We start from the raw sequence: 26,172 nt of genomic DNA on the forward strand, positions 1-26,172 counted from the left end.
GTCAAGACCTGGGCACTGGGATACGTGGCATTGATGTTCCACGTCGCGATGACCTTCTCCGGCGCCGGAACGTTCATCGTCACCGTCCACGAACTCGACCCGGACACCGCCACGTTCAGGTTGTACCGGTCGCTCCACTGCTGACCGGCGGAGAGGGTCGCGGTGCAACTGCCCCCGCCACCGCCCCCGGTGGTGCCTCCGGTGGTGCCGCCGGTCCCGCCGCCGCTCGTACCGCCGCTGTCGGGAGCGACGGCGCGGCCGGTCTGCGGGGAGATCATGCCCGCGCACAGGCCGCGGCTCGCCAGGCCCTGCGCGATCCGCGGGATCGCGGCGAGCGTGTTGGCGGGCCACTCGTGCATGAGGATGATCTGGCCGTTGGTGAGCCGGGCGTTGGCCTGCACGATCGCGTCGGTGCTCGCGCCGTTCCAGTCCTGAGAGTCGACGTCCCAGATGATCTGGGTCAGACCGTACTTGGCCTCGACCGACTGCAAGGTCGCGTTGGTCTCGCCGTACGGCGGACGGAACAGTTTCGGTGTGCCGCCGCCCGCCGCGGCGATGGCCTGCTGGGTCCTGGAGACCTCCGAGTCGATCTGCGCCTGGCTCTCCTGGATCAGGTGGGGGTGGGTGTAGCTGTGGTTGCCGACCCACATCCCCGCGTTGATCTCGGCCTGGACCTGGGACGGATAGGACGCGGCAAACTGTCCCTCGTTGAACATCGTGGCCCGCAGGCCGTTCTGCCGAAGGGCGTTGAGGACGCTCGGGGTGTGGTCGTTGGACGGACCGTCGTCGAAGGTAAGTCCCACGTACCCGTTGCAGGTGGCGGCGTGCGACGGGGTGGCGTCGACGGTGAAGGTGACGACGCTCGCCACCGCCGTGGCGGCGACGGCAAGTCCCGTGATCAGGGAACGTAATGACATGTGCGGTCTGGTTCGCATGTGGGGGGCCTCCTTGTGGTGGCGTTGCGAACTCCGTGGGGGGATGACGGGGCCACGCGGTACCGGTACAAGCGGTGCCGGGAAACGCGATACCGGGCAACGCGGTCCGGGGATACGGGCGTACGGGCAACGCGCGTACCGGCGTACGGCGTCAGCTCGGACTGCACGAGACCGTCGGCCACGTCCAGGCGCCGTTGGTCTGGATCGTCACACCCCAGTTGTTGCCGCTGCCGTTCGGCTTGGCGGTCAAGACCTGGGCACTGGGATACGTGGCATTGATGTTCCACGTCGCGATGACCTTCTCCGGCGCCGGAACGTTCATCGTCACCGTCCACGAACTGGAGCCCGAGACCGAGACGTTGAGGTTGTAGCGGTCACTCCACTGCTCACCGGCGGACAGCGCGGCCGTGCAACTGCCCCCGCCTCCGGTGGAGCCCCCGGTGGTGGACCCGCCGGTGGTCGAACCACCCGTGGTCGACCCTCCGGTGGTGCCGCCGGTGCTTCCCAGCGTGATGTTGGAGTTGCCGCTGCTCTGGTAGCCCTCGGTGGCGAGGATCATGTAGTTGAAGCTGCCGAGGCTCATCCCGTGGCTGGCCCACGCGTCGAAGTGGTTGCCCGTGGTGATGGTGCCGCCGGTCCGCTTCGACTGCCGGACGCTCCAGTACTGGTTGAAGGTCCGGGTGCCCTCGATCGACGGGGCGTTGACCCGTGTCGTCTCGTAGATGTCGTACGTGCCGCCGTCGCTGGTGACCGTGCCCTTGTACGTGCCGGTCGGCCGGTAGGTGCCGTAGTTGTCGACGACGTAGTACTCGACCAGCGGATTCGTCGTCCATCCGTACAGCGAAAGGTAGGCGTTGCCCGAGGGGTTGAAGCTGCCCGAGTAGGCGACGCTCCGGCGTCCGCCGGTCGCCCAGCCCTTGCCTGCGACGAAGTTGCCGGCATTGCTCCACGAGGTGCTGTAGTTGCCGCCGGAGCCCAGATTCATGGAGACGGATCCGCCGCCGTCGGTCCAGAACGAGTAGTAGTAGCCGTTGTTGGTGCCGGTCTGGTTCGACGTGATGATCGTGTCGGCGTTGGCGGTGCCGGGCAGGATGAGCGCGGCCACGCCGACCAGCGCTATCGCGCAGGCGCCGCTGATGAGCAGCCGGAAACGGCTGAGCAGCCCTAACGGGCGCCGCCTGCGGCTCATGTGGGGTGCGGGTGCGGGTGCGTCGTTCATGTGCGTGCTTCCTCCTCGTCTCGTGAGGACCGTCTGCCGCGACAGTGTTGAGCGGAGCACGTCATGTGTCAACACTTTCGGCACCGATTACGAAAGCTTCGCCACCAGTCGGGCGTGCGGCACCAGTCGTTTCCGCAGGCAGACGCGCATCAATAGCCGGAGGAATTGGTTGACCCACAAAACCGCCGACCCGCGAGATCACCTCCAAGGGGATGAAATCCCGAATGTTTCGGAGAGCCTTCCGAGCGCGTGGGCGAGGTCTACGACCGGCGGGCGAGATCGGCCGAGACGTTGTCCGCGAGACGGCGCAACAGGGTCATGGCGGCCTCGGTCTCCCGAGGCGACAGACCCATCGCCGCGCCTATCGCGGGGGGTACGTCGCGGGCCCGGTCGCGCAGCGCGTCGCCCCGCTCGGTGAGGATGACGCGGACGGTGCGCTCGTCCTCGGCGCTGCGCTCGCGGCGGACCAGGCCGGCCGCCTCCAGCCGCTTGATCAGCGGGGTGAGGGTGCCGTAGTCGAGTTGCAGGGCGGCGCCGACGTCCTTGATCGGGACGTCGCCGTGCTGCCAGAGCACCAGCAGCACCAGGTACTGCGGATACGTGAGGCCGAACTCGTCCAGCAGCGGACGGTAGCGGCTGGTGACCGCACGGGAGGCCGCGTACAGCGCGAAGCAGAGCTGGTCGTCCAGGAGCAGGGTGAACGCGGGCTCGGCGCCGGCGGCTTCCGTGCTGTCCATGCGGGGCGGCCCTCCTCGGGGACGGGTGACGGGGTCGACCGATCAGCCTAGCTTCACCATGAGGCAATTTCAACGCGCACGATTAGCTTGTACACGAGCTAATCGTGTCCTAGTCTTCTGGGGTGTGGTCGGCTCGCCCTGCCGAGCACGACAGGGCACGGCCGAGCACGATCCACCACGACGCGCCGGCCCGGAGCACGCCCGGAGCCGACGCCCACACCGTCCGTCCCCCTTCCGTCCCACGAGGAGCCCCCGTCATGTCCGAGTCCACTCCCGCAGCACCCGTCCTGGAACCGGCCGCCGCGGAATTCGCCGCCGCCACGGCCAACCCGCCGTATCTGTTCGACCTCGGCCCCGTGGCGGGCCGCAAGACGGTCGACGAGGTGCAGTCCGGCGAGATCGACGCGCCCGAGGTGGACGAGGAGTGGGTGACCGTCGAGGACGGCCCGACCGAGTCCGTACGGGTGCGCGTCGTCCGTCCCAAGGGCGCCGTAGGAACGCTGCCGGTGATCCTCTACATCCACGGCGCGGGCTGGGTGTTCGGCAACGCCCACACCCACGACCGGCTGGTGCGCGAACTGGCGGCCGGTGTCGGCGCGGCGGTGGTCTTCCCCGAGTACGACCTGTCCCCCGAGGCCCGCTACCCGGTCGCGATCGAGCAGAACTACGCCGTCGCCCGCTGGGTCGTCACCGACGGCGCGGCCAAGGGTCTGGACGCGAGCCGCATCGCGGTCGCCGGTGACTCGGTCGGCGGCAACATGGCCGCCGCGCTGACCTTGATGGCCAAGGAGCGCGGTGATGTGCCGCTCGTCCAGCAGGTACTGTTCTACCCGGTCACCGACGCGAGCTTCGACACCGATTCGTACCACCGGTTCGCGACCGGTTACTTCCTGCGCCGCGACGGCATGCAGTGGTTCTGGGACCAGTACACGAAGGACCCCGCGCAGCGCGCCGAGATCACCGCGTCCCCGCTGCGCGCCACCACGGAACAGCTCACCGGGCTGCCGCCCGCGCTGGTCGTCACCGGTGAGGCCGATGTGCTGCGCGACGAGGGCGAGGCGTACGCCGACAAGCTCCGGCAGGCGGGTGTCGCCGTCACCGCGACCCGCTACCCCGCGATCATCCACGACTTCGTGATGCTCAACGCGCTGCGCGGCACGCAGGCCGCGGAGGCTGCGATCAACCAGGCGGTCACCGTGCTGCGTTCAGCGCTCGGCACCGACTGACCGTCACGGCGGCCCGCGACGCGCTCGCCTGCGCCTCACACCAGCGAGCGCGCCAACGACCGTCCCCACATGCCCATATGGCCGAACGCCTCGGGGTGCCACATCCCCACCCCGAGCACGGGCACCACCAGCAGGATCGCCAGGACGAGTGAGGTCTCCCCCAGGGTGGACAGCTCGTAGCGCTCCACGAGGGTGCCGAGCACCATCAGGCCGACGAAGACGACGACGCACAGGGCGAGCAGGTCACCGATCGCGTACCAGGTCACGGCCTCGGCGCCCGGGTGCTCCCAGCGCGCGTAGGTGAAGCTGGTGCCGGCCAGTATGGCCGCGAGCAGCAGGCCGCAGCCGGTCAGGACGGTGCACCAGGTCGTCCAGACCGGGGCCGGCGGCTTCCGGTCCTCCGGCGGGTCCGCCTCGTCCGTCTCCCGGTCGTCCTTCGAGTAGCCGTCCGCGCGGCCGTCCGCCGTCTTCGGCGTCGCGGCCGATCCGGTCACGGCGTCGGCGGTGTCGTCGGCCGGACCCGGTTCGGGGCCGGGCTCCACGAGTACGCGTACGGCGGCGGCCCGGGCGTCGTACGCCTCGAGCTGTTCGTCGGCGCTCTCCAGCGCGAGGTCGAATTCCCGCAGCCGGGCGATCGCGGCGCCCACCCGGGAGCCCTCGTCGGCCCCGGAGCCGGGACCGTCGTCCACGACCGGGGTGCGGGACGGGCCAGGTCGCGTACGGGCCCGGCCCTGCTCCACGGCCGACCGCCGGACGCCGACGGCCAGCTCCTCCGCCGCCTCTCGTTCCCTGCGGGCTCTGGCCAGCAGGGACTCCGCGGCGACCAACCGGTCCTGGTGGTCGGCCAGTTCCCTGCGCCGCGGCGGGGCGTCGATGCCGACCGCCTCATTCGCCCGGCGCTCCAGGACCGCGCACCACGCCTGGAGGTCGGCGACGAGTCCCATCAGCGTCTGGACGACCGCGCCGATGACCGAGAGCGCTTCCCGTACGAGCAACTGGCTCTTGTGCTCTTCGTCGGTCCCCGCGCCCGACCGCGGTTCCAACTCCGGCACCGCTCCGGCAGGATCCCCCTGCGACATCGACCCGCCCCTGTCCTCGACCGGCTCTTCGGTGCCGCCGCGCCCCCGCGTCGGCAGTCCCCGACGTCCATCAGATCACCTGCTCCGGCGATCGGCCACCCTGTTTCGCGCGCCACGCCGGGAGGGTTTCCCGACGGGTCGGCCGGACTCCGCCGCCGCGGCGGGCGGAATCGGACCGTCCGCCCGCGCCGGCCGCCGGGGCCCGGACGCGGCGGGGCGCCTCCCTGCCCGGGGATGGCGGTGCCGGGCAGAAAGGCGCCAGGTGCGCGAGCCGCTGCCGCTAGGGCCTAGCCGGTGATCAGGTCGAATTTCTCCCAGGCGCCGATGGCGGCCCGGTTGGCGACCAGCGGCGCGGCGCCCGCGTTCTCGGCGGTCACGTACTGGTTGGTGGCCTGGGCGCGGAGGCTGACGCTGCCGTCGGAGTTGTGGATGAGGGTGAAGGTCTGAGCGGCGCCGACGGTGGTGGAGTCGGCGATGAGATTGCCGGAACCCGCGCTGACGTAGCGGTTGTTGGCGTGGGCGCGCAGCGCGATGTTGCCGCCGCCCGCGTCGGTCATGTCGAACTGCTCCCAGGCGCCGATGGCGGTCCTGTTGGCGATGAGGGCCGCGGCTCCGGCGTTCTCGGCGGTCACGTAGTTGTTGTTCACGCGGGCGCGCAGGCTGATCACGGTACCGGTGCCGCCGCCCGGTGTGGTGGTCGTCGGCTGGGTGGGGCGGGTCGCGGTGAGGGCGATCTGGCCCTTGAGCATCTTGCCGCCGTCGCCGGTCAGCCGCAGGTAGTAGTCCGACGAGCAGGCCGTACCGTCCTCGTCCAGCGCCAGGAACCCGGAGTTGGTCGGCACGAAAGCCTGGGACTCGGCGGTCTTGGCGATCTGGTTGCCCTCGTTGTACTCGTCGAACATCGAGATGTAGATGCCCTGCACCCCGGCCCTGCACATGTTGTAGAACTGCCGCCACATGAAGTCGCCGTGCGCGCGCTGCCGCAGTGTGACGGCGCCGGGCAGGACGCACGGCTGGTAGTCGATGCCGTGGGCGGCGCATTCGGCGAGGTCGGGGACGGTCGCCACGTTGTAGAAGTTGTCGGCGTCCGAGACGTTGCCGATCCGGCCGACCATCCACGGCGAGATCATGTTGAACGCGTGGTAGACGTCGCTGAATCCGGCGCGGGAGTCGCGGTCGCCGGTCCGCCACCAGGTGGGTACGCCGCCGATGACGTAACAGCCCTGGGACTTGAACCAGTTGACGACGTCCAGGCAGGGCGCGGGCGCCCACGGGCGTTTGTCGTCGTTGAAGCCGAAGCCCCAGATGCAGACGACCGGCTTGCCGTTCTGCGTCGCGTAGGCGGACGAGGCCGTGTGGGCCTTCATCTTGTTGGTCCAGTCGGTCTTGATCTCCGACTGCATGTTGGTCCAGTCGGTGACGTCGTACATGATGTAGAACTTCCGGCCGTGCGACTCCGCCGCGCTGCGCACCTTGGTGGCCATCGCGTCGCGTGTCGGACCTTCGCCGCCGACGGGGTTGAAGCGCTGGAGCGCGGCGGTGTCGATGTTGTTCTGCTGCATCCACTGGAAGTGGGTGTCCACGGTCTGCTGGTCGTAGGACGAGAAGAGCGTGGCGGGCTGGCCGTTGCCGAGATTCGCGTAGGCGGTCTGGTACGTCTTGGTGTAGTCGCGCATGTCGGGCCAGGCGACGATGCCGGTGTTGGACGGCGACGGGGGCTGGCTGGAGTTGGGGCTCCAGTGCCACCAGGCGTTGATCGGGGCGCCGTCGCCGATGCAGGCGAACCAGCCCTGATAGCCGACCGTGACCTTCCCGACCACGTCTCCCGGCCCGCTCGCGGCGGGGGCGGCCGACGCGGACGGGGAGACGGCGGACGCCGAGGCTCTCGCGGCCAGGCCCAGGGCGCCGAGGGCGGCGGCGGACGTACCGGCCGCGGTGACGCTCACGAACTTGCGACGTGACACTGCCATGGATGACTCCGAACGGCGACGCGCGGCGGGACCGCCGGGCGTATCGGTGGACTGAGTGTGGGGGTTCATGCTGTTGGCCTGTTCAACAGATGAACTCAGTGTTCCGTGGTGGGCCGCGCGGGGCGCGCGCGGCCAGCCCGGTGAATTCCGCTCGAATTACGCTGACTTGCGGTGGGGTCCGGCGCGCACAGTCCCTTGACACGCGCCTTCACGCCGATCTTCCGTGCACAAGCGGTATCGGGCACGCGTCGATTCAACTGCTGAATCCAATGGTGCGTCAAGGGTCTAGACCTGATTGACGGTTCCTCCGGAATTCTCCCGAATGGCGCCCAAGAAAGGCGCGTTGAACGTCCGTATCGGGCACGAAAGGTCGGAGGGGATGATTCAGATAGTGTCAGGCATCGTCAAATATCTCGGCTGACAATCGGCCCCAGCGTTCGGCCGGACGCGCCGCCGCTCGGCCGACTATTCTCGACAGCGGCAGCGTCGCCACTCATCGCGCCCGTCCGCGACAGCGCTGCCGTACCTTCGCGGCACCTCCGCCGAATCGACGCCTCCCGACGCCTCCCGATGCCTCTCGACGCTTTACCGACAGGAGACAAGCCGGTGCGGAAGACCGAAACGACCTTCACCGCGGGGGATTTAGCCCCGTCACACGTCCTGACCACGATGACCGGGGAGACCGTCGCCGTTCCCGAGGCCGGATATCCGGTGCACCTGCAATTCCGGCGGTTCGCGGGATGCCCGGTCTGCAATCTGCACCTGCGCTCCTTCGTCCGGCGGGCCGACGAGATCAGGGCCGCCGGAATCCACGAGGTCGTGGTCTTCCACGCCCCCGACGAGGAACTGCTCAAGTACGAGGCCGAGTTGCCGTTCGCCGTGGTGGGCGACCCGGACAAGACGCTCTACCGCGAGTTCGGGGTCGAGACCTCGATCCGCGCGGTGGCCGATCCGCGGGTCTGGCCCGCCATCGCGCGCGCGGTCGGCAGCTCGATGTGGGGCACGGTCCGGCGCCGCAACCGTATGGCCCCGGTCGTGCCGACCGGCGGCAGCCTCGGCCTGCCCGCCGACTTCCTGATCGCCCCGGACGGCCGGATCGTCGCGGCGAAGTACGGCGAGCACGCGTACGACCAGTGGTCGGTGGACGAACTGCTCGCGCACGCGGCGCAGGCGGCGGCCACCGCGCCGGCCGACCCCACCGAGGCCCCGGCCTGACGGCCGTCGCGCCACGGTCCGGCCGGGTCCCCGCGGCGCCGGGCGCGTCCGCTCGGCACGGCGAGCGGCGCGCCTGAGGCCGTACGACCCGGCCGGCTCCCGTTGTACCGCCCGCCCACGGCACCTCCCGCACCCTCACGCCGACAGTGCCCGCACCGCCTCCCCGATCTCCTCCGGGGCGCAGGCCGTGGCCAGCACGTCCAGGGACAGGCCGAGCGCCGCCGCCAAGGCGACCACGGTGAAGAAGGCCGGGGTCGGGGCCCGGCCGGTCTCGATCTTGCGCAGGGTCTCCGCGGAGACCCCGGCCGCCGCCGCCACGTCCACCATGCTGCGGTCGCCGCGGGCGTCGCGGAGCAGTGCGCCGAAGCGTTCGCCGCGGGCGCGCTCCTCGGGGGTCAGGGGTGTTCTCACCATACCCGTGATACTAATACCGGTATAAGTATTGGGCGAGGCCGCGGCCGGAAGGAGTCCGGCCGCCCGCACGACGAGGAGTCACAGCACATGGTGGAGATCAAGACCGACGCGGCGCTCGACGCGATGCGCGAGGCGGGGCGCGTCGTGGCGCAGGCGCTCGCCGCCGCACGGGAGGCGGCGGCCGTCGGCGTATCGCTTCGGGACCTGGACGCGGCGGCCCACGCCGTCCTGGACAAGGCGGGCGCCACGTCCCCCTTCCTCGGCTACCAGCCGTCCTTCGCCCCCTCCCCCTTCCCCGCGGTGATCTGCGCGTCGGTGAACGACGCGCTCGTGCACGGCATCCCCACCGACTACCGGCTGCGCGACGGCGACCTGGTGAGCATCGACTGCGGCGCGGTGCTCGACGGCTGGGCGGGCGACGCCGCGGTCAGCTTCATCGTGGGCACGCCCCGGCCCGAGGACGTGGAGCTGATCGCCGCCACCCAGCGCGCCCTGGACGCGGGCATCGCGGCGGCCGTCGTCGGCCACCGCCTCGGCGACATCTCGCACGCTGTCGGCGCGGTGGCGCGCACGGCGCGCTGCGGCATGCCCACCGACTTCGGCGGCCACGGCATCGGCCGCCAGATGCACGAGGACCCGCACGTGCCCAACCGCGGGCGGCCGGGGCGCGGCTTCCCGCTCCGCCACGGGCTCGTCCTCGCGATCGAGCCGATGCTGATGTCCGGCGGGCGCGACGAATACCGTACGGACCCGGACGGCTGGACGCTGCGCACGGTCGACGGGAGCCGCGCCGCGCACATCGAGCACACCGTCGCGATCACCGAGCAGGGCCCGCGCGTCCTCACGCTCGTCTGATCCGTCCGGGGCGCCGCCGCCCGCCCGCGGTCCACCCGTCGGGCGGCCGCCGCTCGCACGTCCGGCGCACGCCGCGTGCCCCGCGGGCCGCCCGTTGCCTGCCCGTCGTCCGAAACGGGCACTTCCACGGGCCGTATGGCCAACCACCACACCACCTGATCGCCAACACACCCTCTGAACTGGCACTCTTGCCGACCGGTCCGGGCAACACCGGGCAGTTTGTTGTCCGTTATGGGCCGGTCCCTGTCAAAGTGGCGTTGGTATAACTCTTCCACGGGCAAAACCGGGCACGCCTTGCCCGGACCGGCGAAGAGACAGGTGGTGACCGTGAGAGCACAAGAACGCCAACATCGGATCCTCGCGCTCGCGCGCCACCAGGGTCAGGTCGAGGTCACCGTGATGGCCGCCGATCTCAAGGTGGCGCCGGAGACCATCCGCCGCGATCTGGGCGTACTGGAGAGCCGCGGTCTGGTCCGCAGGACGTACGGCGGCGCCTATCCCGTCGAGGGCGCGGGGTTCGAGACCGACCTCGCCCAGCGGGTGACGCTGCATGTCGCCGACAAGCGACGGATCGCGGCCGAGGCGGTCAAGCTGCTCGGCGAGGCGGAGACCGTCTTCGTGGACGAGGGCTACACCCCTCAACTGCTCGCCGCGCTGCTGCCCAGCGATCGGCCGCTGACGGTGGTCACCGCGTCGTTGACCACCGCGGCGGCCGTCGCGGACTCCGCCAACACCACTGTGCTGCTGCTCGGTGGCCGTGTCCGGGCCCGGACGCTGGCCACCGTCGGCTCCTGGGCCTGCGACATGCTCGCGGGCTTCGTCATCGACCTGGCCTTCGTCGGGTCGAACGGCATCTCCCGCGAACTCGGCCTGACCACACCGGATCCCGTGGTCGCCGACGTCAAGGCCAAGGCGCTGGAGGTCTCCCGGCGCCGGATCTTCATGGGCCACCACAGCAAATTCGGCGCGAGCAGCTTCTGCCGCTTCGCCCAGGTCGGCGACTTCGAGGCGATCGTCACCGACACCGGTCTGTCCAGCGCCGAGGCGCACCGCTACGCACTTCTGGGACCCCGCGTCTTCAGAGTCTGACCCGCGGGCCCGCCCCGCGCCGCTCCCCCTTCCCCTCCCCCCACCTCCCCCGCGATCTCCGAGATCCCCGCAGGCCCCGCCCCCCCCCGCAGTCCCGGCGCTCCCCCCGCCTTCCGCACCTCCCCGGTACGCCGATCCGGGCTACCCCCTGCCCTCCCGCACCACGACTCCGCTCCACCCACCCTCATCCCCGGTCATGAAAGGGACGAATCATGACACCGAGAACGAGAAGCCTTCCCCGCCTTCTGCCCCCGCTCGCCCTCGCCGTCTGCGGCACCCTGCTCGCGGCCTGTTCCGGCGCCGGCGGCTCCGGCGGAAGCTCCGGCGGTCACTCCATCAACGTACTGATGGTCAACAACCCGCAGATGGAGGACCTTCAAAAGCTCACCGCCGCCAACTTCACCAAGTCCACCGGTATCAAGGTCAATTTCACGGTGCTGCCCGAGAACGACGTCCGGGACAAGATCACCCAGGACTTCTCCAGCCAGGCCGGCCAGTACGACGTCGCGACCATCAGCAACTACGAGACGCCGATCTACGCCAAGAACGGCTGGCTCGCCCCGCTCACCGCGCACACCAAGTCCGACACGGCCTTCGCGCAGAGCGACATCCTGCCCGCGCTCCAGCAGTCGCTGACATACAAGAACGACATCTACGCCGAGCCCTTCTACGGCGAGTCGTCGTTCCTGATGTACCGCAAGGACGTCTTCGCGGCGAAGAACCTGACGATGCCCGCCAACCCGACCTGGGCGCAGGTCGCGGACCTCGCCGCGAAGGTCGACGGCGCGCGATCCGGCATGAAGGGCATCTGCCTGCGCGGCCAGCCCGGCTGGGGCGAGGTCATCGCCCCGCTGACCACCGTGGTCAACACCATGGGCGGCACCTGGTTCGACAAGGACTGGAAGGCCCAGGTCAACAGCCCCGCCTTCACCAAGGCGACGCAGTTCTACGTGGACCTGGTGCGCGCCCACGGTGAGGCCGGAGCCCCGCAGGCCGGGTTCACCGAGTGCCTCAACGACCTGGAGCAGGGCAAGGTCGCCATGTGGTACGACGCGACGTCGGCGGCCGGTTCGCTGGAGGCCAAGGACTCCCCGGTGGCGGGCAAGCTCGGCTACGCGCCCGCTCCGGTCGACCAGACCAAGAGCTCCGGCTGGCTCTACACCTGGGCCTGGGGCCTGCAGAAGGCCAGCAAGCACCAGGACGACGCCTGGAAGTTCATCTCGTGGGCGTCGGGCAAGGGCTACGAGGAACTGGTCGGCAAGCAACTGGGCTGGTCGCGGGTCCCGGCCGGCAAGCGCACCTCCACGTACCAGAACCCGGACTACGTCGCCTCCGCCTCGGCGTTCGCCAAGGCCACCGAGACCGCGCTCGAGGCGGCCAACCCGACGAACCCGGGCATCCAGCCGCGGCCCGCGCCCGGCATCCAGTTCGTCGGCATCCCCGAGTTCACCGATCTGGGCACCCAGGTCTCGCAGCAGATCAGCTCCGCCATCGCGGGCCAGACCAGCGTGAAGAGCGCCTTGTCCGCGAGCCAGAAGCTCGCAGAGAAGGTCGCCGACAAGTACGCGGGCAACTGACCGCCACCGCCCCACCCGACGGTCCCGGCCGCCCCCGGCCCCCCGCACGACGGGGCCGGGCGGCGGGCCCGGGGCGCGAAGCGGAGAGAGACGACTGACACCATGAGCACCCCATCCCTCACCAGACGCATCCGCGCGCCGCAGACCGAGCAAGAGCCTGCGCCGCCCGCCGCGCGCCGGTCCCCCGGCGCCTGGGTCCGGCGGGCCCCGCTGCTGCCGGCCCTGGTCTTCATGATCGTGGTCACCCAACTGCCGTTCGTCGGCACCCTGGTGATCTCGTTCATGCGGTGGAACGCCCTCGACCCCGGTGACCGCGGTTTCGCCGGCCTCCAGAACTACAAGGAAGAGTTCACCGACCCGCAACTGCGCCACGCCCTGACCACCACGGTCGTGCTGACCGTCTCCGTGGTCCTGGTCAGCCTGCTGCTCGGCCTCGGCCTCGCGCTGCTGCTCGACCGGAAGTTCCTCGGCCGGGGCATCGTGCGCACCATGCTCATCACGCCGTTCCTGGTGGTACCGGTGGCGTCCGCGCTGCTGTGGAAGCACGCGCTGTACAACGCGTCGTACGGCCTGATCAACGGCTCGCTCAACTGGCTGTGGAAGCTGTTCGGCAGCGACAACGCGCCGCAGCCGGACTGGCTGTCCACCCACCCGCTGCTGGCCGTCGAGGCGTCGCTGGTGTGGCAGTGGACGCCGTTCATGATGCTGATCCTGCTCGCCGGGCTCCAGAGCCGGCCGATGGACATCGCCGAGGCGGCGCGGGTGGACGGCGCGGGCACCTGGCAGATCTTCCGCTATCTGACCTTTCCGTACCTGCGCCGCTATCTCGAACTGGCGGCCCTGCTCGGGTCGGTGTACGTGGTGCAGAACTTCGACGCCGTGTTCACCATCACCTCCGGCGGTCTCGGCACCGCCAACCTCCCCTACACCGTCTACACGACCTTCTACCAGGCGCACGACTACGGACAGGCGTCCGCCGCGGGCGTCATCGTGGTCATCCTGTCGATCATCGTGGCCACCTTCGCGCTGCGCACCGTCTCGTCGCTGTTCCGAGAGGAGACCCGGTGATGGCTACCGTCTCCGTGACCACCGCCCGCCGCCGTACGGCACCCGCCGCCCGCAAGGAGCGGCGCAACCGCTCACTGCTCGGCCTGCTGGCCTGGCTGTGCGGGATCGTCTTCTTCCTGCCCTTCGCGTGGATGGTGCTCACCTCCTTCCACAGCGAGCAGGACGCGGCGACCAACCCGCCGAAGCTCGGGGCGTCGCTGACGCTCCACGGCTACCGGGAGTTCTTCGGCTCCGGCACCGGCGTCAGCCCGTGGCCGCCGCTGGTCAACTCCCTGACAGCGGCGGCGGTTTCCACCGCCCTCGTACTGGTGCTGTCCTTCCCCGCCGCCTACGCGCTGTCGATCAAGCCGGTGCGCAAGTGGACCGACGTGATGTTCTTCTTCCTGTCGACCAAGATGCTGCCCGCCGTCGCGGGCCTGCTGCCGGTCTATCTGATCGCGAAGAACGCCGGTCTGCTGGACAACATCTGGCTGCTGATCCTGCTCTACACCTCGATGAATCTGCCGATCGCGGTGTGGATGATGCGCTCGTTCCTGGCCGAGGTCCCGGTGGAGATCCTGGAGGCCGCCTCGATCGACGGCGCGGGCCTGCCGACCATCCTGGTAAGGATCATCGCCCCGGTCGTCACCCCGGGGATCGCCGCGACCGCGCTGATCTCGTTCATCTTCAGTTGGAACGAACTGCTCTTCGCGCGGGTGCTGACCGGTGTGGTGGCCGGTACTGCGCCGGTGTTCCTCACCGGATTCGTCACCAGCCAGGGCCTGTTCCTCGCCAAGGTGTGCGCCGCCGCCGTCTGTATATCCCTGCCGGTACTGGCCGCCGGATTCGCCGCCCAGGACAAGCTCGTCCAGGGCCTCTCTCTTGGAGCCGTCAAGTGAAAGCAGCCGTCATCAGCTCCCCCGGTGTCGTCGGCATCGAGACCGTCGACGACCCGGCGCCCGGCCCCCGGGACGTCGTGGTCCAGGTCGCGGCCTGCGGTCTGTGCGGCACCGATCTGCACATCCTCCAGGGCGAGTTCGCCCCGACCCTGCCGATCGTGCCGGGGCACGAATTCGCCGGTGAGATCGTCGCCGTGGGCTCCGAGGTCCGCGAGCTGGCCGTGGGCGACCAGGTGGCGGTCGACCCGTCGCTGTACTGCCACGAGTGCCACTACTGCCGGATCGGGCGGAGCAATCTGTGCGAGCGGTGGGCCGCGATCGGCGTGACCGTCCCCGGCGGCGCCGCCGAATTCGCCGTCGCCCCGGTCGCCAACTGCGTTAAACTCCCCGAGCACATACGGACGGTGGACGCGGCGCTGATCGAACCGCTGTCCTGCGCCGTACGCGGCTACGACATCCTGCGCAGCCAACTGGCCAGCCACGTACTGATCTACGGCTCCGGCACCATGGGCCTGATGATGCTGGAGCTGGCCAAGCGGACCGGCGCCGCGACCGTCGACGTCGTCGACATCAACGAGGAGCGGCTGACCACGGCCACGTCGCTCGGCTGCTCGCAGGTGGCGACCAACGCGGACGAGATCGCCCGCCCGCGCGGCTGGGACGTCGTGATCGACGCGACCGGCAACGCGCAGGCCATCCAGGACGCGCTGGACCGGGTCGGCAAGGGCGGCACCTTCCTCCAGTTCGGCGTGGCCGACTACGCCGCGCGCGCGACGATCGAGCCGTACCGCATCTACAACCAGGAGATCACGATCACCGGCTCGATGGCCGTCCTGCACAGCTACGAGCGGGCCGCCGAGCTGTTCGCGGGCGGGGTGCTCGACCCGGAGGTCTTCATCAGCGACCGGCTGCCGCTGGTCGACTACGCGTCGGCGCTCGAGCGGTTCAAGGCAGGCAAGGGCCGGAAGATCCAGGTGGTGCCCTGAGCCCTGCGGGCGCCGCGGCCGTGTCCGCCGGGGAAGCCGATTGTGACCCGGCCGCGGACTTCGACAGGATGGGGCCATGACCGAGATCCGCACGCCCCGCCTGGTCCTGCGCCGCTGGCGCGAGGACGACATCGCGCCGATGGCCGAGATCAACGCCGACCCGGAGGTCATGCGCTACATCGGCGACGGGCAGCCCCGCGACCTGGAGCAGACCGCGGAGTCCATCGAGCGGTGGGAGGAGGAGTGGGACGACGAGGGCTTCGGCCTCTTCGCCGTCGAACTCCTCGCCTCGGGCGAACTGGCCGGGTTCACGGGGCTGTCCGTGCCCACGTTCCTGCCCGAGGTACTGCCCGCGGTGGAGATCGGCTGGCGGCTCGGCCGCCAGTTCTGGGGGCAGGGTTACGCGTCGGAGGCCGCTCACGCCACCTTGGAGTTCGCCCTCCAGGACCGCGGCCTCGACCGCGTGATCAGCATCGCACAGCTCGGCAACGACGCCTCCGAGAACGTGATGCGCAAGCTCGGCATGGTCCCGGACCGCACGACGACCCACCCGGTGTCCGGCCGCCCGGTGCGGGTGCACGCGATCGATCTGACCGAATACCGGGCCTGAGGCGCGGAGGACCGGGCCCGGATCGGTCGGCCGGCCCGTCGGCCAGGTCGGCCCGCCGGTCGGTCAGTCGGTCCGCCGGTCCGCCGGTCCGCCGGTCTGTCGGGGAGCGACGCTGATCACATGGACACGTCACAGGCTTTTCACTAAGGTTTGCCTTGCCTAAGGCAAACCTTGTGTTTTTCCCTGCCTGCGCACCCGTCGTCGTCTTCGCCCCTTTCCCGCCCGTGGAGTTGTTGACCCATGCCTGCCGTGCCCAGAGCCTCCGCTGTCGCCCTGCTCTCCCTGGTCGTCCTCGGCACGGCCGCCGTCACCGGCTGCGCGAAGAAGAACGACGCCTCGTCCGACGGCGCGATACGGGTGGACGCGGCCGACAGCTCCTGCAAGGTCTCGCGCACGGAGTTCCCCGCCGGTTCCGTCAGCCTGGACGTGCACAACAAGGGCTCCAAGGTCACCGAGGTCTACGTCTACGCGCCGGGCGACCGCATCGTCACCGAGCGGGAGAACATCGGCCCCGGCACCAGCGCCACCATCACCGCGCAGATCAAGGCGGGCACGTACGAGGTGGCCTGCAAGCCGGGCATGAAGGGCGACGGCATCCGGCAGAAGATCACCGTGACCGGCGCCAACGCGCCCAAGCCCGGTGACCCGCGGCTCGACGAGGCCGTCGCCTCGTACCGCAAGTACGCGCAGGAGCAGGCCGACCTGACGATCCCGCTGGTGCAGAAGTTCGCCGACGCGATCAAGGCCGGTGACGTGGCCGCGGCCAAGGCCGCCTTCGCCCCGTCGCGGGTCGGCTGGGAGCGCACCGAGCCGGTCGCCGAGAGCTTCGGTGACATCGACCCGAAGACCGACACCCGCGAGGACGGTCTGGAGGACGGCCAGAAGTGGACCGGCTGGCACCGGCTGGAGAAGGCGCTGTGGGCCGACGGCAAGCTGACCCCCGAGGACAGCACCCTCGCCGACGCGCTGGTGGCCGACCTCAAGGACTGGCAGAAGCGGGTCGGCACCGCCGACATCACGCCGACCAGCATGGCCAACGGCGCCAAGGAGCTGCTGGACGAGGTCGCCACCGGCAAGGTCACCGGTGAGGAGGACCGCTACAGCCACACCGACCTGTCGGACTTCGACGCGAACGTGGCGGGCGCCCGCAAGGCGTACGAGCTGCTGAAGCCGGTCGCCGCCGAGAAGGACCCGGCGCTGTCCAAGACCCTGGACACCGAATTCGCCGACATCCAGACGCTGCTGGACAAGTACCGGCAGGGCGACGGCTTCGTCTCGTACGACAAGGTCACCGAGAAGGAGCGCAAGGCGTTCTCCGACGCGGTCAACTCGCTCGCCGAGCCGCTGTCCAAGCTCGCCGCGGCTGTCGCACCCGCCAAGTAACCCTCGGCGCCCGGCTGCCCGGGCGCCGAAACCGCAGCTCACCGAGCCGTGGCACTCCCGCACAGGGAGGGTCACGGCTGCGGTACGCACGACGCAGAACCGATAGAAGGGCCACCGTTCATGGACGAAGCAGCCGGTACCGGCGGCACCGAGTCCACCCCCGCAGACCCCGAGGGCGCCGAGCCCGCCTCGACCGCCCCACAGGGCACGACCGCGGACACGAGCACGGATACCGACACGAGCACGAGCACCGACACATCCGCGGACGACCGTACCCACCGGGCGCTCAGCCGCCGCGCGGTCATGGGCTGGGCCGGTGCCGGACTCGCCCTCGGCGCGGCGGGCGGCGGCTCGGTCGCGGCGGCGGTGACCAGCGGTACGAACGGCGGCTCCGCGTCCTCCGACGGCTCCGTCCCCTTCTACGGTGAGCACCAGGCGGGCATCGCCACCCCCGTCCAGGACCGGCTGCACTTCGCGGCGTTCGACGTCCTCACCGACGACAAGGCGGAACTGGCCGCGCTGCTCAAGGAGTGGACGAGCGCCGCCGCCGCGATGACGGCGGGACGCGAGGTCGGCACGGGCGCGGTGGACGGGCCGGCCGAGGCGCCGCCGGACGACACCGGTGAGGCGCTGGGCCTGCCCGCCTCCCGGCTGACCCTCACGGTCGGCTTCGGCCCGAGTCTGTTCGAGCAGGTCGCCGAGGACGGCACGCGCACCGACCGGTTCGGTCTGCGTGCCCGGCGCCCTGCGGCGCTGATCGACCTGCCGCACTTCCCCGGCGACAATCTCGACCCGGCCCGCAGCGGCGGCGACCTGTGCGTCCAGGCGTGCGCGGACGATCCGCAGGTCGCGGTGCACGCGATCCGCAATCTCGCCAGGATCGGCATGGGCAAGGTGTCGGTGCGCTGGTCGCAGCTCGGCTTCGGCAAGACGTCCTCGACGACGCCGGACGCGCAGACGCCGCGCAATCTGATGGGCTTCAAGGACGGCACGCACAATGTGTCGGGCACCGACACATCGACGCTGGACGGCCATGTGTGGGCGGGGCCGGGGGACGGTCCCGACTGGATGACCGGCGGCTCGTACCTGGTCGCGCGCCGGATCCGTATGCACATCGAGACCTGGGACCGCGAGGGCCTCCAGGCGCAGGAGGACGTGTTCGGCCGCACCAAGGGCGAGGGCGCGCCGTACGGCAAGCAGCGCGAGCGCGACACGCCCGACCTCGGGCTGATGCCGAAGGACGCGCATGTACGCCTGGCCCATCCGGACAGCAACGCCGGGCAGATGATCCTGCGCCGCGGCTTCTCCTTCACCGACGGCTCGGACGGTCTGGGGCGGCTGGACGCGGGGCTGTTCTTCCTCGCGTACCAGCGCGACACCCGTAAGGCGTTCGTCCCGTTGCAGCGGCGGCTCGCCGCGAGCGACGCGCTCAACGAGTACATCCAGCACGTCGGTTCCGCGCACTTCGCCTGCCCGCCCGGCGTCCGGAAATCCGGCGAATGGTGGGGGCAGTCCCTGCTCGGCTGACCCCGCCCCTCCCCCCGACCAGCGTCCCACCCGTCCCGGCCCCTGGAGTACCGCCGTGTTCGCCAACTATCTGATCGGCCTGCGAGAGGGCCTGGAAGCCAGCCTGATCGTCTGCATCCTGATCGCCTACCTGGTCAAGTCGGAGCGGCGCGAGAGCCTGCCGCCGGTCTGGACCGGCATCGGCGCCGCCGTACTGCTGAGCTTCGGCTTCGGCGCGCTGCTCCAGTTCGGTTCGTCGGAGCTGACCTTCAAGGCACAGGAGGCGCTGGGCGGTTCGCTGTCCATCATCGCGGTCGCGCTGGTCACCTGGATGGTGTTCTGGATGCGCCGCACCGCGCGGCACCTGAAGGCCGAGCTGCACGGCAAGCTGGACGCCGCGCTCGCGATGGGCACGACCGCGCTGGTCGTCACGGCCTTCCTGTCCGTCGGCCGCGAGGGCCTGGAGACGGCGCTGTTCGTGTGGACGGCCGTGCAGTCGAGCGACGACGGCGTCCGTCCGCTGATCGGCGCGATGCTCGGTCTGGTCACCGCCGTGATCCTGGGCTGGCTGTTCTACCGGGGCGCGGTGCGGATCAATCTGGCGAAGTTCTTCACCTGGACCGGTGCCATGCTGGTCGTGGTCGCGGCCGGTGTGCTCGCGTACGGTCTGCACGACCTCCAGGAGGCGGGCTGGATCGGCGGCCTGAACAGCCTGGCCTTCGACATCAGCTCCACGATCCCGCCGGACAGCTGGTACGGCACCCTGCTCAAGGGCGTCTTCAACTTCCAGCCGGACCCGACGGTGCTCCAGGTCTGCGCCTGGGGCGTCTACCTCGTGCCCACGCTGTACTTCTTCTTCCGCCGCTCCGGCGGTCGCCCCGCCCCGGCCGCGCGGGTCTCCCCCGAGCCGTCGCAGCCGGAGACCGCGCGCTGACCTGAGGCACCGGCCCGCTCCGGGACCGCGCGCTGACCTCAGGCACCGGCCCGCTCCGGGACCGCGTGCGGTCCCGTGGCCGGGGCCCGCGCGCGACCGACGGACGTCACCGGTGGCCGCGGATCGTGTGCGGGACGTAAGGCGCTTCGAGACGGGCGATCTCGTCGTCGGTGAGGGTCACCTCGACCGCGCCGACGGCGTCGTCCACGTGGGCGAGCTTGGTGGCGCCGACGATGGGGGCGGTCACGGCCGGTCGGCTGAGCAGCCAGGCGAGCGCGATCCGGGCCATGGGCACGCCGCGTTCGTCCGCGACGGCGCGGACGGCGTCGACCACGTCGAAGTCGGCCTCGGTGTACAGCTCGTCGGCGTAGGCGTCGCTGCCGGAGCGTACGGTCCTGCGCTCGCCGTCCCTGCCGCGTGATCCGGCGAGCAGGCCGCGGGCCAGCGGGCTCCAGGGGATGGCGCCGACGCCCTGCTCCCGGCAGAGCGGGATCATCTCCCGCTCCTCCTCGCGGTAGACGAGGTTGTAGTGGTTCTGCATCGACACGAAGCGCGGCTGTCCCGCCGCCTTCGCCGTGTACTGGGCGGTGGCGAACTGGTATGCGAACATGCTGGACGCGCCGATGTAGCGGGCCTTGCCCGAGCGGACGACATCGGCGAGCGCCTCCATCGTCTCCTCGATGGGGGTCTCGTAGTCCCAGCGGTGGATCTGGTAGAGGTCCACGTGGTCGGTGCCGAGCCTGCGCAGTGAAGCGTCGATGCCCGCCAGGATGTGCTTGCGGGACAGCCCTCCGTCGTTGGGGCCCGGTCCCATCGGCAGGCAGACCTTGGTGGCGAGCACGTAGTCGTCGCGGTGGGCGAAGAGCTTGCTCAGCAGCCGTCCGGTGATCTCCTCGCTGCGGCCGAGCGAGTACATGTCGGCGGTGTCGAAGAACGTCACACCGCCCTCGACGGCCCGCCGCACCAGAGGCTCGGACGCTTCCTCGTCGAGCATCCACGCCCGGTTGGCCGGGTCGCCGTAGCTCATCATCCCCAGGGCGATCCGTGACACCTTCAGGCCCGTCGTGCCCAGCCGGGTGTACTCCATGCCGTCTCCTCGCGTCGTGGTCCCCTTGTCCACGGGTACCCCGGCCGACCCGGATCAATATTGCTGTTCCGGCAACAATGTTTGCCGCCCGCACGCCAGGTGTCCGATGCTCCGTGCTCGGAGGTGGTCACCATGACCGACAAGGTGAGCGGGAACGGAAACGGGCAGGCGGCGGCGCGTCCGGAGGCGGCCGACGAGCGACGCTTCGACGTCGTGGTGGTCGGCGGCGGGGCGGCCGGGCTGAGCGCGGCCCTGACGCTGGGCCGGGCGCGCCGCTCGGTGCTGGTGATCGACGCGGGCGAGCCGCGCAACGCGCCCGCCGACGGCATTCACAACTATCTGGGCCGCGAAGGCGCGACGCCCGCGGAGCTGCTGGCCACCGGCCGGGAGGAGGTCGCCCGCTACGGCGGTGAGACCGCCGAGGGCCGGGCCGTCTCGGCCGCGCGGCTCGGCGGCGGCGGCTTCCGCGTCGGGCTGGACGACGGCTCAGCGGTCCGCGCCGAGCGGCTGCTGCTGGCGACCGGCCTGGTGGACGGGCTGCCCGAGGTGCGGGGGCTGGCCGGGCGGTGGGGGCGCGAGGTGCTGCACTGCCCGTACTGCCACGGCTGGGAGGTGCGCGGCCAGGCGATCGGCGTGCTGGGCACCGGCCCGCTCGCGGTGCACCAGGCGCTGATGTGGCGGCAGTGGAGCCAGGACGTCACCCTCTTCGTGCACACCGCGCCCGAGCCGGACGACGAGCAGTACGAGCGGCTGGCCGCCCGCGGGATCGCCGTGGTCGAGGGCGAGGTGGCCGCCGTGGAGGTGACCGACGACCGACTCACCGGCATGACACTGGCCGGTGGCCGGGTGATCCCCTGCCAGGCGCTGGTGGTGTCCACCCGCCTGGACGCCAGGACGGATCTGCTGGCGGACCTCGGTCTGACCACGGTCGAGCAGGAGATCGGCGGGGTGCCGATCGGCACCCGGGTCGAGGCCGATCCGACCGGCGCCACCGCCGTGCCGGGCGTCTGGGTCGCGGGCAATGTGGCCTCACCTGTCGAGATCCTCATCGGCGGCGCCACGGCGGGTGTCAGGGCCGCCGCGGCGATCAACGCGGATCTGACCGAGCAGGAGACGCTGGACGCGGTGGCCGCGCGCCGCGCTTCGGCGGACGCCGCGCCGACCGCGTAGGGCGCGCGGCTCCCAGCGGTACGAGGACGGCACCGAGCGGTACGAGGACGGCTCCCAGCGGTACGAGGACGGCACCGACCCGTACGGGAACGGCGCGCCGACACCACCGCGCGGACGACGGCGACACGCCCGTGCGGGCGCGCTCCACGAAGATCACAAAACTCACGAAGGGCAAGGACAGGCCGATGACCGACAACACTCCGGCGACCGAGGAACTCCAGGGCGAGGAGTTCTGGAACGCCCGCTACTCCGGGAGCGAGCGGATCTGGAGCGGCGATCCCAATACGGTCCTGGTCCGCGAGGTGGCCGGGCTGCCCCCCGGCCGGGCGCTCGACCTGGGCTCCGGCGAGGGCGGCGACGCGATCTGGCTCGCCCGGCAGGGCTGGCGGGTCACCGCCACCGACATCTCGGGGGTCGCGCTCGACCGCGCGGCGCGGCACGCCGAGGAGGCGGGCGTCGGCGACCGGATCGACTGGCAGCGGCACGACCTCGGCGTGTCCTTCCCCGAGGGCGCGTTCGACCTCGTCTCGGCCCAATTCCTGCACACCCCGGGCGAGATGCCGCGCGAGGAGATCCTGCGGACAGCGGCGGCGGCCGTCGCGCCCGGCGGCGTCCTGCTCGTCGTCGGCCACTCGGGCTTCCCCGCCTGGGAGAAGAACCCGCACCCCGAGGTGCATCTGCCCTCGCCGCAGGAGGTGCTGGCCTGCCTCGAACTGCCGGACGGCGCGTGGGAGGTGCTGCTCTGCGCGGAGCACGAGCGGATCCAGAACGACCCCGACGGGCGCCCGACCACGCGTACCGACAACGCCGTGAAGGTCCGCAGGCTCCCCGTGTCCGGCTGACCCGGCGCACGACACGCCGGGCGGCACCCGGACCCGGCACCCGGACCCGGCGCACGACACGCGCGACGCGGGCGAGGTCGCGGACCTCGCGCCTCCCGCCCGCCCGGCGTTCGGCGACACGGGGGGTCTTCACCCCCTGGTCGGCATGGTGTCGGCTATCAGTGGGAACCTGTGCGGCATGACGGAGATCGGACTGCCCCATGGCGTACGAGCGTGCCTCTTCGACCTGGACGGCGTGCTGACGCCGACCGCGCTGGTGCACGCGGCCGCGTGGAAGGAGACCTTCGACGACTTCCTGCGGGACAGGGACGGCGAGGGTTTCCGCCCCTTCGACGCGAAGGCGGACTACGACGCGTACGTGGACGGCCGTCCGCGCGCCGACGGCGTGCGCACCTTCCTCCAGGCCCGCGGCATCGAACTGCCCGAGGGCGAGGACGGCGACCCACCGGACCGGCAGACCGTCAACGGCCTCGGCAACCGCAAGAACGACGTCGTACTGGAGAAGATCCGCACCGAGGGCGTACGCCCCTACCCCGGCTCGGTGCGCTATCTGGAAGCGGTACGGGCGGCGGGTCTGCGCACGGCGGTGGTGTCGTCCAGCGCGAACTGCCGTGACGTGCTGGTCTCCGCGGGCATCGAGCACCTGCTGGACGTACGGGTGGACGGTGTTGTCGCCAAGGAGCGGCATCTGCCGGGCAAGCCGCACCCGGACACCTTCCTGGCCGCGGCCGAGGAGCTGGGCTTCGACGCCGCCCGCGCGGCGGTCTTCGAGGACGCGCTGGTCGGCATGGACGCGGGCCGCTCCGGGCACTTCGGCTTCGTCGTCGGCGTGGACCGGGTCGGACAGACCGACGCGCTGCGCGAGCACGGCGCCGACACCGTCGTGAAGGACCTCGCCGACCTGATCGGAGTGACCGCGTGATCACCGACCCCGCCTATGAGGTCGCCCCCTGGAGCCTGCGCGAGTCCGAACTGAATCTGGACGTGCTGCCGCAGAGCGAGTCCGTCTTCGCCGTCTCCAACGGGCACATCGGCTGGCGCGGCAACCTCGACGAGGGCGAGCCGAACGGCCTGCCCGGCTCGTACCTCAACGGGCTGCACGAGACGCACCCGCTGCCGTACGCCGAAGCGGCCTACGGCGACCCGGAGTCCGGGCAGACCGTCATCAACGTCACCAACGGCAAGATCATCCGGCTGCTGGTGGACGACGAGCCGTTCGACCTGCGGTACGGCACGATCCGTTCGCACGAGCGTGAACTGGACCTGCGGGCCGGGGTGTTGCGCCGGGTGTGCGAGTGGGTCTCCCCCGCGGGCCGGGCGGTGCGGGTGCGTTCGACGCGCATGGTGTCCTTCACGCAGCGCGCGGTGGCCGCCGTCGCGTACGAGGTGGAGCCGCTGGACGGCAGCCTGCGGGTGGTCGTGCAGTCGGAACTGGTGGCCAACGAGGAGGTGCCGCGCAGCGAGGGCGACCCGCGGCGGGCCGCCGCGCTGGAGAACCCGCTGGTGCCGGAGGAGAACTTCGCGTCCGGCACCCGGCTGCGGCTGGTGCACTCCACGGCCCGCAGCGGACTGCGGCTGGCCGCCGCCGCCGATCACCGCGTGGACGGCCCCGAGGCGACCACGAAGGTCTCCTCGGAGTCCGACGACGACGTCAGCAGGCTCACCATCACCTCCGTACTGGAGTCCGGGCAGCGGCTGCGGCTGGAGAAATTCGTCGCGTACGGCTGGTCGGCGACCCGGTCGCTGCCCGCTCTGCGCGACCAGGCGGACGCGGCGCTGGTCGGCGCCCGCGACACCGGGTGGGACGGCCTGCTGGAGCAGCAGCGCGCCTACCTGGACGACTTCTGGGACCGGGCGGACGTGGAGGTCGACGGCGACACCGAGATCCAGCAGGCGGTGCGCTTCGGGCTCTTCCACGTGCTGCAGGCCGGTGCGCGGGCCGAGGAACGGGCGATCCCCGCCAAGGGCTTGACCGGCTCCGGCTACGACGGTCACACCTTCTGGGACGCCGAGACGGCCGTGCTGCCGGTGCTGACCTTCACCGCCCCGCGCGCGACCTCGGAGGTGCTGCGCTGGCGCCACAACACGCTGCCTGCGGCTCAGGAGCGCGCCCATCAACTGGGCCTGGCCGGTGCCGCGTTCCCGTGGCGGACGATCAACGGCGCCGAGGCGTCGGGGTACTGGCCCGCGGGCACGGCGGCCTTCCACATCAACGCCGACATCGCCGACGCGGTGGTGCGCTATGTGACGACCACCGGCGACCGGGACTTCGAGGAGAACATCGGGCTCGAACTCCTCGCGGAAACCGCCAGGTTGTGGCGGTCCCTGGGTCATCACGACCACGCGGGGGCCTTCCACATCGACGGCGTGACCGGGCCCGACGAGTACAGCGCGATCAGCGACGACAACGCGTACACCAACCTGATGGCGCAGGCGAATCTCGTCGCGGCGGCGGACGCCGCCGAGCGCCATCCGCGCCGGGCCGCCGAGTTGGGCGTCACCGACGAGGAGACGGCGGCCTGGCGGGACGCGGCGGCGGCGATGTCCCTGCCGTACAACGAGGAGCTGGGGGTCCACGAGCAGTCCAAGGGCTTCACCCGGCACCAGGTGTGGAACTTCGCCGAGACCGATCCGGCGCACTATCCGCTGCTGCTCAACTACGCCTACTTCGACCTGTACCGCAAGCAGGTGGTCAAGCAGGCCGACCTGGTGCTGGCGATGTTCCTGCGCGGCGACGCCTTCGAACACGCCCAGAAGGTACGGAACTTCGCGTACTACGAGCCGCTGACCGTCCGCGACTCCTCGCTGTCGGCGTACTGCCAGTCGATCATCGCCGCCGAGGTCGGCCATCTCCAACTGGCCTACGACTACCTCGGCGAGTCGGCGCTGATCGACCTCGGCGACCTGGAGAACAACTCGCGTGACGGCCTGCACATCGCGGCGCTCGCCGGTACGTGGACGGCGCTGGTGTCGGGGCTCGGCGGGATGCGGCTCTTCGACGGCGACCCGATCCGCTTCGCGCCCCGGCTGCCCGACGCGCTCAGCCGGATCGCCTTCCGGCTGGCCTTCCGCGGGCGCCGGCTGCACGTCGAGGTCACCAGGAGCGAGGCCACGTACACCCTGGCGGAGGGCGAGCCGATCGAGGTCCTGCACTACGAGAAGTCCTTCATGCTGACCGCGGAGCACCCGGTCAGCCGCGACCTGCCGGAGATCGAGCACCGGCCGCAGCCCTCGCAGCCCCCGGGCCGGGCGCCGCGCCGCCGCAATCAGCGGCCCGGCTAGGGCCGTCCGGGGAACGCAGTGGGGGGGGGGGGGGGGGGGGGGGGGGGGGGGGGGGGGGGGCGGGGGGCGCTTCCTTCTCGTGTTGGCTGCGGGGGAGGTCGGCTTATCGA

General features: G+C 70.9%; 23 protein-coding genes. 16 read left to right on the forward strand and 7 right to left on the reverse strand.

Going from position 1 to position 26,172, the window contains the following annotated elements; all coding sequences use genetic code 11:
* From ACZ37P_RS24230 to ACZ37P_RS24240, 3 genes are all read right to left on the reverse strand, one after another.
* Nucleotides 1-935 (reverse strand): polysaccharide deacetylase family protein (locus ACZ37P_RS24230; RefSeq protein ID WP_467348583.1); only part of this gene is annotated, 935 nt, incomplete at its 3' end.
* Between the two features lie 151 nt (nt 936-1,086).
* Complete coding sequence (locus ACZ37P_RS24235; RefSeq protein ID WP_467348787.1) at nt 1,087-2,124, reverse strand: glycoside hydrolase family 11 protein; 1,038 nt, start codon at nt 2,122-2,124, stop codon at nt 1,087-1,089.
* 290 nt (nt 2,125-2,414) lie between these two features.
* The gene (locus tag ACZ37P_RS24240; RefSeq protein ID WP_467348585.1) at nt 2,415-2,891 is read right to left on the reverse strand and encodes a MarR family winged helix-turn-helix transcriptional regulator; all 477 of its coding nucleotides are present in this window, start codon (nt 2,889-2,891) and stop codon (nt 2,415-2,417) included.
* 257 nt (nt 2,892-3,148) lie between these two features.
* Between ACZ37P_RS24240 and ACZ37P_RS24245 the strand changes: the two genes are divergently transcribed.
* Nucleotides 3,149-4,117 (forward strand): alpha/beta hydrolase, encoded by a 969-nt coding sequence (locus tag ACZ37P_RS24245; RefSeq protein WP_467348586.1) that lies wholly within the window; start codon nt 3,149-3,151, stop codon nt 4,115-4,117.
* 35 nt (nt 4,118-4,152) lie between these two features.
* Here ACZ37P_RS24245 and ACZ37P_RS24250 read toward each other — a convergent pair whose 3' ends face one another.
* Complete coding sequence (locus ACZ37P_RS24250) at nt 4,153-5,196, reverse strand: hypothetical protein (RefSeq protein ID WP_391049828.1); 1,044 nt, start codon at nt 5,194-5,196, stop codon at nt 4,153-4,155.
* Between the two features lie 287 nt (nt 5,197-5,483).
* Nucleotides 5,484-7,166 (reverse strand): glycoside hydrolase family 71/99-like protein, encoded by a 1,683-nt coding sequence (locus ACZ37P_RS24255; RefSeq protein WP_467348588.1) that lies wholly within the window; start codon nt 7,164-7,166, stop codon nt 5,484-5,486.
* A gap of 570 nt (nt 7,167-7,736) precedes the next feature.
* Between ACZ37P_RS24255 and ACZ37P_RS24260 the strand changes: the two genes are divergently transcribed.
* Nucleotides 7,737-8,381: a peroxiredoxin-like family protein gene (locus tag ACZ37P_RS24260; protein ID WP_467348589.1), complete on the forward strand. Its 645-nt coding sequence runs from the start codon at nt 7,737-7,739 to the stop codon at nt 8,379-8,381.
* A 135-nt stretch (nt 8,382-8,516) separates the two neighbouring features.
* On the opposite strand, the gene ACZ37P_RS24265 is transcribed toward ACZ37P_RS24260, so the two are convergent.
* Complete coding sequence (locus tag ACZ37P_RS24265) at nt 8,517-8,795, reverse strand: helix-turn-helix transcriptional regulator (protein ID WP_355349207.1); 279 nt, start codon at nt 8,793-8,795, stop codon at nt 8,517-8,519.
* Nucleotides 8,796-8,882: 87 nt separating this feature from the next.
* Here ACZ37P_RS24265 and map point away from each other — a divergent pair, with 87 nt between their 5' ends.
* The 10 genes from map (at nt 8,883) to efeU (ending at nt 19,681) form a co-directional block, all read left to right on the forward strand.
* Nucleotides 8,883-9,650 carry a type I methionyl aminopeptidase gene (gene map, locus ACZ37P_RS24270; protein ID WP_355349210.1) on the forward strand — a complete coding sequence of 256 codons (768 nt, stop codon included), beginning with the start codon at nt 8,883-8,885 and terminating at the stop codon, nt 9,648-9,650.
* 327 nt (nt 9,651-9,977) lie between these two features.
* Entirely contained in the window at nt 9,978-10,739 is a 762-nt protein-coding gene (locus ACZ37P_RS24275) for a DeoR/GlpR family DNA-binding transcription regulator (RefSeq protein ID WP_188284604.1), read from the forward strand.
* A gap of 212 nt (nt 10,740-10,951) precedes the next feature.
* Nucleotides 10,952-12,316 (forward strand): ABC transporter substrate-binding protein, encoded by a 1,365-nt coding sequence (locus ACZ37P_RS24280; RefSeq protein ID WP_355349214.1) that lies wholly within the window; start codon nt 10,952-10,954, stop codon nt 12,314-12,316.
* A 102-nt stretch (nt 12,317-12,418) separates the two neighbouring features.
* Complete coding sequence (locus tag ACZ37P_RS24285; protein WP_355349217.1) at nt 12,419-13,384, forward strand: carbohydrate ABC transporter permease; 966 nt, start codon at nt 12,419-12,421, stop codon at nt 13,382-13,384.
* Complete coding sequence (locus tag ACZ37P_RS24290) at nt 13,384-14,262, forward strand: carbohydrate ABC transporter permease (RefSeq protein WP_391049820.1); 879 nt, start codon at nt 13,384-13,386, stop codon at nt 14,260-14,262. Before ACZ37P_RS24285 ends, ACZ37P_RS24290 begins: the two co-directional genes overlap by 1 nt.
* Nucleotides 14,259-15,248, forward strand: a complete 990-nt coding sequence (locus ACZ37P_RS24295; protein WP_391049818.1) for a zinc-dependent alcohol dehydrogenase family protein — start codon at nt 14,259-14,261, stop codon at nt 15,246-15,248. Before ACZ37P_RS24290 ends, ACZ37P_RS24295 begins: the two co-directional genes overlap by 4 nt.
* 76 nt (nt 15,249-15,324) lie before the next feature.
* Entirely contained in the window at nt 15,325-15,858 is a 534-nt protein-coding gene (locus tag ACZ37P_RS24300; protein WP_391049816.1) for a GNAT family N-acetyltransferase, read from the forward strand.
* 240 nt (nt 15,859-16,098) lie between these two features.
* The gene (gene efeO, locus ACZ37P_RS24305) at nt 16,099-17,241 is read left to right on the forward strand and encodes an iron uptake system protein EfeO (protein ID WP_355349227.1); all 1,143 of its coding nucleotides are present in this window, start codon (nt 16,099-16,101) and stop codon (nt 17,239-17,241) included.
* A gap of 120 nt (nt 17,242-17,361) precedes the next feature.
* Nucleotides 17,362-18,768, forward strand: coding sequence for an iron uptake transporter deferrochelatase/peroxidase subunit (efeB, locus tag ACZ37P_RS24310; protein ID WP_355349230.1), 1,407 nt, complete (start codon nt 17,362-17,364; stop codon nt 18,766-18,768).
* A 55-nt stretch (nt 18,769-18,823) separates the two neighbouring features.
* A complete protein-coding gene (efeU, locus tag ACZ37P_RS24315; RefSeq protein WP_355349232.1) occupies nt 18,824-19,681 on the forward strand; it encodes an iron uptake transporter permease EfeU in 858 nt (285 codons plus the stop codon).
* 106 nt (nt 19,682-19,787) lie between these two features.
* On the opposite strand, the gene ACZ37P_RS24320 is transcribed toward efeU, so the two are convergent.
* The gene (locus tag ACZ37P_RS24320) at nt 19,788-20,768 is read right to left on the reverse strand and encodes an aldo/keto reductase (RefSeq protein WP_401312596.1); all 981 of its coding nucleotides are present in this window, start codon (nt 20,766-20,768) and stop codon (nt 19,788-19,790) included.
* Between the two features lie 132 nt (nt 20,769-20,900).
* Between ACZ37P_RS24320 and ACZ37P_RS24325 the strand changes: the two genes are divergently transcribed.
* The 4 genes from ACZ37P_RS24325 to ACZ37P_RS24340 all read left to right on the forward strand — a co-directional run bounded on the left by ACZ37P_RS24325 (nt 20,901) and on the right by ACZ37P_RS24340 (nt 26,062).
* Complete coding sequence (locus ACZ37P_RS24325) at nt 20,901-21,938, forward strand: NAD(P)/FAD-dependent oxidoreductase (RefSeq protein WP_467348595.1); 1,038 nt, start codon at nt 20,901-20,903, stop codon at nt 21,936-21,938.
* Between the two features lie 185 nt (nt 21,939-22,123).
* Nucleotides 22,124-22,780 carry an SAM-dependent methyltransferase gene (locus ACZ37P_RS24330; protein WP_467348596.1) on the forward strand — a complete coding sequence of 219 codons (657 nt, stop codon included), beginning with the start codon at nt 22,124-22,126 and terminating at the stop codon, nt 22,778-22,780.
* A 178-nt stretch (nt 22,781-22,958) separates the two neighbouring features.
* Nucleotides 22,959-23,702 (forward strand): HAD family hydrolase, encoded by a 744-nt coding sequence (locus ACZ37P_RS24335; protein ID WP_355349243.1) that lies wholly within the window; start codon nt 22,959-22,961, stop codon nt 23,700-23,702.
* The gene (locus ACZ37P_RS24340) at nt 23,699-26,062 is read left to right on the forward strand and encodes a glycoside hydrolase family 65 protein (protein ID WP_391049805.1); all 2,364 of its coding nucleotides are present in this window, start codon (nt 23,699-23,701) and stop codon (nt 26,060-26,062) included. The genes ACZ37P_RS24335 and ACZ37P_RS24340 overlap by 4 nt, the downstream gene beginning before the upstream one ends.
* The last annotated feature ends 110 nt before the right edge of the window (nt 26,063-26,172 follow it).

Source organism: Streptomyces sp. NPDC024632, from assembly GCF_055559175.1.